General features: G+C 66.0%; 10 protein-coding genes, 1 tRNA gene and 1 pseudogene. 7 read left to right on the top strand and 5 right to left on the bottom strand.

Going from position 1 to position 11345, the window contains the following annotated elements; translation table 11 throughout:
* Positions 1–14: 14 nt before the first annotated feature.
* Positions 15–104 (bottom strand) — tRNA-Ser (locus AC1MH0_RS18995).
* Between the two features lie 130 nt (positions 105–234).
* Here AC1MH0_RS18995 and AC1MH0_RS19000 point away from each other — a divergent pair.
* On the top strand, positions 235–498 hold the full coding sequence (locus AC1MH0_RS19000; RefSeq protein ID WP_480964053.1) for a hypothetical protein: 264 nt from the start codon (positions 235–237) through the stop codon (positions 496–498).
* A gap of 5 nt (positions 499–503) precedes the next feature.
* On the opposite strand, the gene AC1MH0_RS19005 is transcribed toward AC1MH0_RS19000, so the two are convergent.
* Positions 504–659, bottom strand: coding sequence for a hypothetical protein (locus tag AC1MH0_RS19005; RefSeq protein WP_480964054.1), 156 nt, complete (start codon positions 657–659; stop codon positions 504–506).
* A 368-nt stretch (positions 660–1027) separates the two neighbouring features.
* Between AC1MH0_RS19005 and AC1MH0_RS19010 the strand changes: the two genes are divergently transcribed.
* The 3 genes from AC1MH0_RS19010 to AC1MH0_RS19020 are packed head-to-tail and all read left to right on the top strand — an operon-like array spanning position 1028 to position 3277.
* The gene (locus AC1MH0_RS19010) at positions 1028–1954 is read left to right on the top strand and encodes an acyl-CoA dehydrogenase family protein (RefSeq protein ID WP_480964055.1); all 927 of its coding nucleotides are present in this window, start codon (positions 1028–1030) and stop codon (positions 1952–1954) included.
* On the top strand, positions 1945–2697 hold the full coding sequence (locus AC1MH0_RS19015; RefSeq protein WP_480964056.1) for a PIG-L deacetylase family protein: 753 nt from the start codon (positions 1945–1947) through the stop codon (positions 2695–2697). The genes AC1MH0_RS19010 and AC1MH0_RS19015 overlap by 10 nt, the downstream gene beginning before the upstream one ends.
* Entirely contained in the window at positions 2687–3277 is a 591-nt protein-coding gene (locus AC1MH0_RS19020; protein WP_480964057.1) for an SAM-dependent methyltransferase, read from the top strand. Before AC1MH0_RS19015 ends, AC1MH0_RS19020 begins: the two co-directional genes overlap by 11 nt.
* 507 nt (positions 3278–3784) lie before the next feature.
* On the opposite strand, the pseudogene AC1MH0_RS19025 reads toward AC1MH0_RS19020, so the two are convergent.
* Positions 3785–4153: pseudogene (locus AC1MH0_RS19025) on the bottom strand (glycosyltransferase); the annotation flags it as partial.
* 47 nt (positions 4154–4200) lie between these two features.
* Entirely contained in the window at positions 4201–6348 is a 2148-nt protein-coding gene (locus AC1MH0_RS19030) for a catalase (protein WP_480964058.1), read from the bottom strand.
* A 170-nt stretch (positions 6349–6518) separates the two neighbouring features.
* Here AC1MH0_RS19030 and AC1MH0_RS19035 point away from each other — a divergent pair, with 170 nt between their 5' ends.
* Genes AC1MH0_RS19035 through AC1MH0_RS19045 form a run of 3 tightly spaced genes read left to right on the top strand, consistent with a single transcriptional unit; the run spans position 6519 to position 9970 of the window.
* Positions 6519–7310, top strand: coding sequence for a glucose 1-dehydrogenase (locus AC1MH0_RS19035; RefSeq protein WP_480964059.1), 792 nt, complete (start codon positions 6519–6521; stop codon positions 7308–7310).
* The gene (locus AC1MH0_RS19040; RefSeq protein ID WP_480964060.1) at positions 7303–9138 is read left to right on the top strand and encodes a glycoside hydrolase family 15 protein; all 1836 of its coding nucleotides are present in this window, start codon (positions 7303–7305) and stop codon (positions 9136–9138) included. Before AC1MH0_RS19035 ends, AC1MH0_RS19040 begins: the two co-directional genes overlap by 8 nt.
* 28 nt (positions 9139–9166) lie before the next feature.
* Complete coding sequence (locus tag AC1MH0_RS19045; RefSeq protein WP_480964061.1) at positions 9167–9970, top strand: SDR family NAD(P)-dependent oxidoreductase; 804 nt, start codon at positions 9167–9169, stop codon at positions 9968–9970.
* Between the two features lie 136 nt (positions 9971–10106).
* On the opposite strand, the gene AC1MH0_RS19050 is transcribed toward AC1MH0_RS19045, so the two are convergent.
* Complete coding sequence (locus AC1MH0_RS19050; protein ID WP_480964062.1) at positions 10107–11210, bottom strand: NADH:flavin oxidoreductase/NADH oxidase; 1104 nt, start codon at positions 11208–11210, stop codon at positions 10107–10109.
* Positions 11211–11345: the final 135 nt, after the last annotated feature.

Below are 11345 nucleotides of genomic sequence, written 5' to 3' on the forward strand. Positions count from 1 at the left end.
AGCTAGCCCCGCGGTGGCGGAAGAGGTGGGATTCGAACCCACGGATGGGTTACCCCATCGCTGGTTTTCAAGACCAGTTCCTTAAACCACTCGGACACTCTTCCAAACCGGTACCCGGCGAACCGGGACGACGGCGTCTAATCGGAGAGCAGTGGGATCGCAACCGTTGCGATAGGTCTTCGTCACGGTCGCAGCCGATTGCCCGAGGGGCGGACGGTCCGCTAGGTAACCGGAATGGACCTAGACGCGATCTCGCACCACTTCTTCGGCACGACCGACATCGATACGCTCAGCCCAGGGGCTCTGGAGGCTGGTCGCGAGCGGGTGTCGCTCGCGTTCGGTACCGAGCGGGAGCCCGGTCGGCGGTTTGCCTTATGGGCCGTATTGCGCGCGACGGGCGATGCCCCGGACCCGATGCGCGCTTTCAAGGATCCGCGAGAACAGCGTGCGGCGCAGATGTATGCCTTTGCGATCGGAGCAGCCGACGCGGACGACTAGGGTGCTCAGGCCGCGCGGCGTTCCAGCAGCGCGCGGTCGATCCGCCGGATCAGGTCCGCGATCGGCGGCATGTCGCTGTCGCCGCGATGCCCGCGATGCGCTGGCTGGTCGATCTGCATACGCCTGCCCAGCAGCGTGAAGACATCCCGTTCGTGCGCCATCGACTCTCATCCCTTCCGATCGCCCGGACTATGCCGGCCAACCGTTAACAAAGGTTCGACCGCGGCATTGCCGGTGGTAATTGGGCGGAAAATTGAGGCGGCGAAATTAGTTCCACTCTCCATCGCGGCGATACGCAACGCTGCGCCATGCCCTGCGTTCTGTATGATGAAGCTGGCGCACCGCCATCGGTTTCACGGGGACTTGTCCACTGACCATATATCCAACCGGCTGGACCGTCCTCGAGACCGTCCGACACCTTGCCGCGGCATGGGACCAGGATAATTCGCACGAGACCTTTCCCGCGGAACGGATAGCTGCGCTGCACGGCGCCGGCGCGCTCGCGGCGTTCAAGACGCTTGGCTCCGGTTTGCAGGTCGACGCGCTCCTCGACGTCCTCCGCGCGATCGGCGGCGCCGACCTCAGCCTCGGGCGCGTGTTCGAAGGGCATGTGAACGCCGTCCAGCTCGTCGCGACCTATGGCAACGACGCGCAGCGTAAGAGCCTGGATGCGGATCTCGCGGCGGGGAAGGTCTTCGGCGTCTGGAACACCGAGCCGGCACCGGGTCTGTCGATCCATGCGGCGGGCGACGATCGCTGGACGCTCGACGGTGCGAAGAGTTTCGCGACCGGGGCCGGGCATCTCGATCGTATCCTCGTGACCGCGCGCGATGCGAACGGCGACAAGCAACTTGTGCTGGTCCCGATCGCCGGGGCGACGGCGCGGACCGACAATTCCGGCTGGCAGGTGCGCGGGATGCGCGGCACGTGCAGCGGGCGGTTCGACTTTACGGGCATGGCGATCGGTCGCGAAGGCGTGATCGGCGCCCCCAACGATTACGAACGCGAACCGCGCTTCAGCGCAGGCGCATGGCGGTTCACCGCGGTCCAGCTCGGCGCGGTCGAGGCGCTTGTCCGGCATCTGCGCGATCATCTCGTCGCCACCGGCAAGGGGGCGGATCCGATCCAGCGCGCTCGGTTCGCGGGCTGCCTGACCGAAACGCGGAGCGCTGGGCTGTGGGTACGCCAGGCCGCGCATCTGGCCGAGGCGGAGGCGAGCGACGCTATCCCGCTGGTGCTGATGACGCGCGGCGTGGTCGAGGAGGCTGGGTTGCGGACGATGGAGGCGGCGGCGCGCTCGGTCGGCACCGCGTCGTTCTTCGCGGCCAGCCGGATCGACCGGATCACGCGCGATCTCGGGCTCTACCTGCGCCAGCCGGTGCCGGACCAGGCGCGCGACCGCGCGGCGGCGGCGTGGCTGGAGGATGATTGCTGGGGCGACGATCGGTGGTGGTAGCACCGGGCGGCAAGGCCTGGAGCAATCTTACGCGGCGGGCACGGCGGATGTCGGCCAGGACGGCAGCGGGGCAGGGGCCATGGCTCGTGCTGGCGCCGCACCCCGATGACGAGACGCTCGGGTGCGGCGCGTTCATCGCCTCGGTGACGGCGGCAGGCGGACGTGTTCATACCGCGTTCCTGACCGACGGATCGGGATCGCACCCCGATGCGCCGGGATGGAGCGGAAAGCGGATCGCGGGGCTACGGCGCGGCGAGGCTCAAGCGGCGTTGAAGGCCTTGGGTGGCGAGCCGGACGCGCTCTATCTAGATTGGCCCGACGCGTCGCCGGCTTCGGGGGGCGTTCCGCTGTTCGTGCGAAGCGTCGATCGACTGGCCGCGTGGTGCAGAGTCCGCGGCGTCCGCCAGATCGCCGTGACATGGTCCGGCGAACCGCATTGCGATCACGAGGCCGCAGCCGCGCTCGCCGAGGCGGTGGCACGGCGCGCGCATTGCCGTCTCTTCCAGTATCTCGTCTGGGGCTGGACCGTCCCCGACCTGATCGAGCGCCTGCGCGGCGCCCGCGTGCTGTCGATCGCCACGGCGTCCGGGCGTGCTAGACAGCGTCGCGCGATGGCGTGTCATCGCAGCCAGCGCGGCGGCCGGATCGTCGGCGCGCGCGAAAATTTCCGGCTGCCCGACGCGATGATGCGGCTGATGGACCGGCTGAACACCTTGTTGCTGGAGACTCGCGATGCGCTGTGAACACTCGATCGCGCCCGAATATTTCGAGGCGCTCTACAAGGACAAGGGCGACCCGTGGAAGTTCGAGACCAGCCCGTACGAGGCGGCGAAGTATGACGAGACCTTGGCTGCGTTGCCGAAGGCGCGGTTCGAGAGCGCGCTGGAGGTCGGTTGCGCGAACGGCGTCCTGACGGCTCGGCTCGGGGCTAGGTGCGACGCGGTGCTCGCGCTCGACGTCTCCGAAACCGCGGTGGCGGCGGCGCGGGCACGGTGCGCGGATCAACCGCATATCCGCATCGAACAACGCCGACTTCCCGAAGACGCGCCCGCAGGGACGTTCGACCTGATCCTACTGTCGGAGGTGGTCTATTACTGGGACAGCGCCGACATCGTCCGCTTGGCCGCGTATGTCCGCTCGGCAGCGACGTCAGGCGGGTATGTGATGCTGGTCCACTGGATCGGCGAGACCGACTATCCCAAAAGCGGGGACGATGCCGTTGCCGAACTGCACGCTGCTCTCGGTGACCGGGTTGCGGTCGTTCGCAGCGACCGGCACGAAGCATATCGGCTCGACCTCTGGCGACTGGAAGACGCGCGTTAGGCGGATCAGCGTCTGCGCCTCGCGGATCGCATCGGGCAATGTCGCGAAGCTAAGCTGGTCGCCCGGGTTCGCGGAGGCGGGATTTAGCGCCGCCGTCACCGCATACGTCTCGTGCAGCGGCGCATCGATCGGTTGGTCGATCCACCGCGCGACCGCGTCCGCCATGCCACCCGGCGCTCGTCCCGAAATCCTGCACGACGTGAAAACACGGACGTCGAGCGGGTGCCGAACCTGCCCGCCATGCGCCCGGATCCGATCGAACAGTGCGCGGTCTTCGGCAACCGGCGGGGTGGGGGCGCCACCGATCCGGCGGTACATCGCGTGCGTCATCGCGATACTCGCGCCGCCCTCGTAGAAATGGCGAGGCCAGGGATCATGGGCTTCGGTCTCGGCGCGCGCGCGCAGATAATCGAGCGCGGTATAATAGCGCCCGAGCTGATCGAGCCGCCGCCGTGCCGCCGTGCCAAGGCTCGCTCGGTCGGACCGCAGCGTCAGCGCGCGACCGGCCACGGCGTCGTTACCCGCGTCGACATGCGCAACGATCCGCACGATCCAGTCCGCGGAGACGTTCGTGTCCGCATCGGTCGACAGCAGCAGATCGGTATGATGCGTAAGCAGCGCGGCACCAGCGTCGAGCGCTAGCCGCCGGGCCCAGCCGGCGTGTCGCGCACCCGGTAAAAGCGAAACGGCCGACCATGCGAGAGTCGCATGCGTCGGCCGCCAGTTCGTCAGGATATCGATCGTGCCATCGGTACAGTCGTTCGCCATCGCGACGATCACGACCTTGCCGCCATACCGCCCCGCCGCACGATCCAGCGCGTCGAGGCAGCCGAGCAGATACTGGTCTTCGTTCTTGACCGGAATGGCGATCGCCACCGCACGCTGCGCGTACGGTGGCGACGACCTAGTTTGTTTCGAAGCGATCAAGCCGCCTCGGGGTTTTCGAACGCTGGCGCGTCGAGGTCGACGTTCAGTTCGCGGTCCCAGATGCGAAGCTTGCCGAGCGTCTTGAGGAACGCGTCGACGTCGCCCTTGCCGCCCAGCGCGATCACGCCGTCATCCATGTCCTCGTCCTCGATGCCGGCCTTTTCCAGGAACGGCTTCGCGTCGGCGTTGAAGCCGATGAACTTGGCATGCCCGAACGCGTCGCTGACGAAGTCCTTGGCGGTCTTGTCCTTGCCGAGCTTCTTCGCGCCGTCCGCCGACACGACGATCGCGACGGCATCGTAAAGCACCGACGGCGCACCATCGATCTTCTGCTTGCCCTCCGCGAGCGTCCCGTCGTCGAGCGTTGCGCCCGCAACCTTCGGCGCGATGATCTCGTACGTGGCCTTCGCCGCGACGATCCCGTCGACCAGGGCCTGCACGATTGCTGCCGGAGCACCGTCGGTGACGAGGATGCCGAGCTTGCGACCCTCGAAGCTGCCGCTGGTGTTCTTCAGGATGCTGAGTGCATCCGACGACGGCAGGTCGGTACGCGTCTCGACCGCAGCCTTGGCCTTTGGCGGCATCGCCTTGAGCCCAAGACCGGTCGCAACCGTTTTCGCGAGCTTCTCGTCGATGTTGAGCAGATGCCCGACCATCAGTTCGCGGATGTCGACGCGCTCGACCTTCGACAGCTCGAACGTCAGCGCATCGCCGATGTGCTTCTGCTCGATCTCGGTCTGGCTGATGAAGAACTGCCGCGCCTGACTGTAGTGATCGGCGAACGTCGCCGACCGCACCTGCGCCTTGCGACCCGTCTCCTGCGACGGGAAGTGCTTGTAGCCCTTCGATGGGCTCTCGCGCGGCGTGCCGGCCCAGCTGTTCGGCTCATAGTTCGCACGACCCTTGCGGGCATGCATCGCCATGTGACCATCCTGCTGGTAATTGTTCACCGGGATCTTCGGCGCATTGATCGGGATGTGCGTGAAGTTGGTGCTGCCCAGGCGCTTCAACTGCGTATCGAGATACGAGAAGTTGCGGCCCTGCAGCAGCGGATCGTTGGTGAAGCCGATGCCCGGCACGATGTTCTGCGTGCAAAACGCGACCTGCTCGGTCTCGGCGAAGAAATTGTCGACCAGACGATCGAGCTTGAAGCTGCCGATGATGCGGACCGGGATCTGCTCCTCGGGAATGACCTTGGTCGCGTCGAGCACGTCGAACTCGAAATTGTCGGCGAACTCGTCGTCGAACAGCTGCACGCCCATGTCCCACTCTGGGAAGTTGCCCTGGTCGATCGAGTCCCAAAGATCGCGACGATGGAAGTCGGGATCGGCACCGTTGATCTTGACCGCTTCGTTCCACGCGACCGACTGGAGACCCAGCTTCGGCTTGAAGTGGAACTTGACGTAGGTGCCTTTGCCCTCGGCATTGACGAGGCGGAACGTGTGTACGCCGAACCCCTCGACGAAGCGGAAGCCGCGCGGGATGGTGCGGTCGGACATGATCCACATGACCATGTGCATCGATTCCGGGGTCAGGCTAATGAAGTCCCAGAAATTATCATGCGCAGTCTGTGCCTGCGGGAAGCCGCGGTCGGGCTCCTGCTTGGCGGCGTGGATCAGGTCGGGGAACTTGATCGCGTCCTGGATGAAGAACACCGGGATGTTGTTCCCGACGACGTCCCAGTTACCCTCCTTGGTGTAGAACTTCACCGCGAAGCCGCGCACGTCGCGTGCCAGATCCGCCGAGCCCTTGTTGCCCGCGACCGTCGAGAAACGCAGGAACATCGGCGTCTGCTCGCCGACTTCGGTCAGGATGCCGGCGCTGGTGAACTCTTCCAGGCTCTCGGTCAGCGTGAACGTGCCATGTGCGCCATAGCCGCGTGCGTGGACGACGCGCTCGGGGATACGCTCGTGATCGAAATGGAAGATCTTCTCGCGGAAGTGGAAATCCTCGAGCAGCGTCGGCCCGCGGTCGCCCACCTTGAGCGAATTCTGGTCGTCGAATACCGGGATGCCCTGCTGCGTCGTCAGTACGTCGCCGTCGCCGCTGGCGATCTGGTGGAGTTCGCCGCCTTCGCCGATCTGCGTTTCGAACGTCGCGCCCTGCGGTGGCGTGCCGGTATCCTTGGCGATGGTCTTGGTCATTTGCCGTCCTAGAAGCTTCTCAGGACCCACAGCGCGCGGGGCGGGCTAAGAGTTGCACCGGAAACGGCGACTTAATGCAGATCAGCAAGATTGCGGGGGGAGGGCGTGAGCAGGGAGAAATGCCGGAGGGCGCGCGTTAAGCCGCGACAATCCCCAGCGAAAGACCAGCCATGCACATCGACCTGACAGGCCAGGCCGCGATCGTCACCGGCGCGAGTTCCGGTCTCGGCCGCGCCTCCGCCATCGCCTTTGCTAAGGCGGGCGCAAAGGTCGCGGTCAACTACAACAGCAGCGCGGACAAGGCACGCGAGGTGGTCGAGGCGATCGAGCAGGCCGGCGGCGAGGCGTTCGCCTGCGAAGCGGATACGTCGGACGAGGCAGCGGTGATGAAGCTGTTCGACGAGACGGTCGAGCGCTTCGGCGGCGTCGACATCGTCTTCGCCAACGCGGGCATGCAGAAGGACGCAGCCTATGCCGACCTGACGCTGGAGGACTGGAAGCGCGTCATCGACGTCAATTTGACCGGCCAGTTCCTCGTCTCGCGCGAAGCCGTCCGCCGGTTCCGCAAGCAGGGCGACCGTGGCGTCAGCCGGTCGATCGGGAAGATCCTGTTCATGAGCTCGGTGCACGAGGTCATCCCCTGGGCGGGCCACGCCAACTACGCCGCGTCGAAGGGCGGCAGCGGGATGCTGATGCGCACGCTCGCGCAGGAGATCGCCGGCGACCGCATCCGCGTGAACGGCATCGCCCCCGGCGCGATTGCGACCGAGATCAACGAGAATGCGACCGCCGACCAGGACAAACTGCTCGAACTGATCCCGTACGGCCGGATCGGCGACCCGGAGGACGTCGCCCGCGCGGCACTGTTCCTGGTGTCGGATGCGGCGGACTATATCGTCGGCTCGACGTTGACGATCGACGGCGGCATGAGCCTGTATCCCGGCTTCCGCGATAATGGCTGACCTTGGGGATAAGCACGCCATATCGATCGCGGACCACGGCGCGATCGGTAATCTGGAGACGATCGCGCTGGTCGATACGGCGGGCACGATCGACTATCTCTGCTGGCCCTGCCTCGACAGCGCGTCGGTCTTCGCGCGGCTGCTCGACGGTGAAAAAGGCGGGCATTTCTCTGTCGAGCCAGACCTCCCCGACGCGAACATCGTCCAGATGTACCTGCCCGAGACCAACATCCTGCTGACCCGCTGGATGGCGAACGCGGCTAGCGTCGATCTGGTCGACCTCATGCCGGTCGGCAACGACAAGGACGACGCGCCGTCGCGGTTGGTCCGGCGGCTGACCTGCACGCGCGGATCAGCGACGGTCCGAGTCCGGTGCGCCCCGCGGTTCGATTACGGCGTGATGGGACGCACGGCCTCCGTCACGACGTCCGAGGCGGACGTGTCGCGCGGCCGGTTCGATCACGAAAGCGGGCTCGCGCTCGCGGTTCACGGCGCGGCGACGCTGGTCGCGGACGGCTGCGATCTGACCGCCGAGATCCACCTGACCGAAGGCGACACCGTCTCGCTGATCCTCAGCAACCCGGACGACGTCTCCCTCGATACCGATGCGCTCGATGCGATCGTCGAGAAGGACATCGCTTATTGGCGCGCATGGAGCCGCAAGTCGCGCTACCGCGGCCGCTGGCGCGAGACGGTCGAGCGCTCGGCAATGGCACTAAAGCTGCTCACCTCGCGCAAGCACGGTTCGATCGCCGCCGCCGCGACCTTCGGCTTGCCCGAAGCGCATGGCGGTGTCCGCAACTGGGATTACCGCGCGACGTGGGTCCGCGATTCCTCCTTCATCGTCTATGCCTTGCTCCGGCTTGGGTACCAAGGCGAGGCGGTCGGCTTTCTCCACTGGGCGATGGACCGCGCGCAGGCGTGTTCGAAGGGCCATCTCGGCGTCATGTACGCGCTCGACGGCGGCGAGATCGCCGACGAACGCAAACTCGACCTCGCCGGGTTCGAGGGTGCCACGCCGATCGTCGTCGGCAACGAGGCGAAGGACCAGACGCAGCACGACATCTATGGCGCGCTGCTCGATGCGACCTATCTCGGCAGCAAATATGGCGAGCCGATCGCACATGACTCCTGGGTCGCGATCGGGCGGATCGTCGACCAGGTCTGCGAGACGTGGGACACGCCGGACTCTGGCATCTGGGAAGTTCGCGGGCCGAAGAAACATTATCTCCACTCGCGCCTGATGAGTTGGGTCGCGGTCGATCGCGCGGTCCGGCTGGCACAGAAGCGCTCGCTCCCCGCGCCGCTGGTCCGTTGGTCGGAGACGCGGACGGCGATCCACGACGATATCTGGGCGAACTTCTGGAACGACGATCTCGGCCGCTTCGTCCGCGCGATCGGCGACGCGCCGGAGGATCTGGCGGTCGACGGCGCATTGCTGATGATGCCGCTGGTCCGCTTCGTCGGCGCGACCGACCCCAAGTGGCTCGCGACCCTGAAAGCGATCGGCGAGGATCTGTCCGACGACGGGCAGGTCTATCGCTACCGGATCGACGACGGCCTGCCGGGGCAGGAGGGGACGTTCGTCGCCTGCTCGTTCTGGTACGTCGAATGCCTCGCGCGGGCCGGGCGGCTCGACGAGGCACGGCTGAACTTCGAGAAGCTTCTCGCGCATGGCAACCATCTCGGCCTGTTCGCCGAGGAGATCGCGCAGGACGGCAGCTTCCTCGGCAATTTCCCGCAAGGCTTCAGTCATTTGGCGCTGATCAGCGCGGCCTTCTACCTCGACCGCGCGCTCGACAGCGACGGACCTCGGGAATGGGCATGACAATCTTCACCGACGTAAGGACGACAGCATGAACCTCGATATCGCAGGCAAGATCGCACTCATCACCGGCGCGGACAGCGGCATGGGCAAGGAAACCGCCCGGATGCTCCTCCAGGAAGGCGTCCGCGTCGCGATCACCGACCAACCCGGCGGCGACCTCGACGCCAGTGTCGAAGATCTCAAGGCGCATGGTGAGGTGATCGCGGTCGAGGCCGACCTGACCAAGCTCGACGATGTGAAGGCGTTGTTCGCGAAAGTCCGCGAACAGCTCGGCGAACCCGACATCCTGGTAAACTGCGCAGGCGTGACCGGCGCGACCGGCGACTTCCTCGACGTTGACGATGAAGGCTGGCAGTCGACGATCGACATCAACCTGATGGGCGCGGTGCGCGTCTGCCGCGAGGCGATCCCGGCGATGCGCGCCGCGAAATGGGGTCGCATCGTGCTGATGAGCTCGGAGGATGCCGTGCAGCCCTATGTCGACGAACTCGCCTATTGCGCGTCGAAGGCGGGCATCTCCAGTCTGTCGAAGGGGTTGTCGAAGGCATACGGCTGCGACAACGTCTTGGTGAACACCGTCTCGCCCGCGTTCATCGCCACGCCGATGACCGACAAGATGATGCAGAAGCGCGCCGACGAGAAGGGCACGAGCTTCGACGAGGCGATCGAGACATTTCTCGAGGAAGAGCGGCCGGGGATGACCTTGAAGCGTCGCGGGACGTCGGAAGAGGTCGCGTCGGCCATCGTGTTCCTGTGCTCGGAGCGGGCGAGCTTCATCAACGGCGCGGATATTCGGGTGGATTCGGGTTCGGTGATGACTGTGGCTGGCTAAGCCTCACCCTTAACCGTCATCCCCGCGGAGGCGGGGACCCATACTGGCTGGCCGTCGTGATAAATCGCGAAGTCCGGGGGTATGGATCCCCGCCTGCGCGGGGATGACGGAGTTGGGCGGGGGGGGGAGGTTGCCCTTACCCCTCGAACAAATCCCTAAACTGCCGCGGCTGCGACCGGAGATACTGCTTCGGCGCCTTTACCTTACCCCCAAGATGCGCCGCCGCATGCCAGGGCCACCGCGGATCGTACAAAATCGTCCGAGCCAGCGCGATCATGTCCGCATCGCCCGTTCCGACGATAGCCTCGGCCTGCTCGAAATCGGTGATCAGCCCGACCGCGACGACCGGGATCGATACCGCCTGCTTCACCGCCCGCGCGAGCGGCACCTGATAGCTCGGCCCGACCGGGATCTGTTGCGTGGGCGTGATCCCGCCACTCGACACATGGATCGCACTGCACCCGCGCGCCTCCAGCGCCTTCGCAAACGCGACCGTCTGCTCCGAATCCCAACCGCCCTCGGCCCAGTCGGTCCCCGACACGCGCATCGTCACCGCACGCTCGGCCGGAAACGCAGCCCGAACCGCGTCATACACCTCGAGCGGGAAGCGCATCCGGTTCTCCAGACTGCCGCCATACTGGTCCTCGCGCCGGTTCGACAGCGGCGACAGGAACTCGTGCAGCAGATACCCATGCGCCGCATGCAACTGCACCGCGTCGATCCTGAGCCGCGCCGCACGCACCGTCGCCGCCACGAACGCATCGCGCACCCGCGCCAACCCCTCGGCGTCAAGCGCGACCGGCGCATTCTCCTCCGGCAGGAACGGCACCGTCGAAGGCCCCTCGGTCTGCCACCCGTTCGGCTCACCCGGTGCGATCTGCAGCCCACCCTTCCAAGGCACCTCGCACGACGCTTTCCGCCCGGCGTGCGACAGTTGGATCGCGATCGGCATGTCGGACCAGCGCCGCACGCTCTCGATCACCCCCGCCATCGCTGCCTCGGTCGCATCGTCGTACAGCCCGACATCGCCATGCGTGATCCGCCCCTCGGGTAGCACCGCGCTCGCCTCGATCGTCAGCAGCGCCGCGCCCGACAGCGCGAGCTGCCCGAGGTGGATCTGGTGCCAGTCGTTCATGCAGCCGTTGCTCGCGGAATACTGGCACATCGGCGCGATCACGATCCGGTTGGCGAGTGTCAGGTTGCCGACCTGAAGCGGCTCGAACAGTTTCGGCCCGCTCATGCGAGGATCGATCCGATGGTGTAAGGCATGTGCATGTCCTTGATACGTAGAAGAGTGCGGCGAAAACTCGCTTCGTCATGCGGAACATAGGAAGTGGCGGGCGGGTTTCACGCCAAGGAATGCTGCACCGCGATA

Source organism: Sphingomonas sp. AP28 (genome assembly GCF_056680455.1).

Excerpts from the sequence above, each read along its gene's own strand:
- AC1MH0_RS19000 (WP_480964053.1), top strand. The coding sequence starts at position 235 with ATGGACCTAGACGCGATCTCGCACCACTTCTTCGGCACGACCGACATC.
- AC1MH0_RS19005 (WP_480964054.1), bottom strand. The coding sequence starts at position 659 with ATGGCGCACGAACGGGATGTCTTCACGCTGCTGGGCAGGCGTATGCAG.
- AC1MH0_RS19020 (WP_480964057.1), top strand. The coding sequence starts at position 2,687 with ATGCGCTGTGAACACTCGATCGCGCCCGAATATTTCGAGGCGCTCTAC.
- AC1MH0_RS19030 (WP_480964058.1), bottom strand. The coding sequence starts at position 6,348 with ATGACCAAGACCATCGCCAAGGATACCGGCACGCCACCGCAGGGCGCG.
- AC1MH0_RS19035 (WP_480964059.1), top strand. The coding sequence starts at position 6,519 with ATGCACATCGACCTGACAGGCCAGGCCGCGATCGTCACCGGCGCGAGT.
- AC1MH0_RS19040 (WP_480964060.1), top strand. The coding sequence starts at position 7,303 with ATGGCTGACCTTGGGGATAAGCACGCCATATCGATCGCGGACCACGGC.
- AC1MH0_RS19045 (WP_480964061.1), top strand. The coding sequence starts at position 9,167 with ATGAACCTCGATATCGCAGGCAAGATCGCACTCATCACCGGCGCGGAC.
- AC1MH0_RS19050 (WP_480964062.1), bottom strand. The coding sequence starts at position 11,210 with ATGAGCGGGCCGAAACTGTTCGAGCCGCTTCAGGTCGGCAACCTGACA.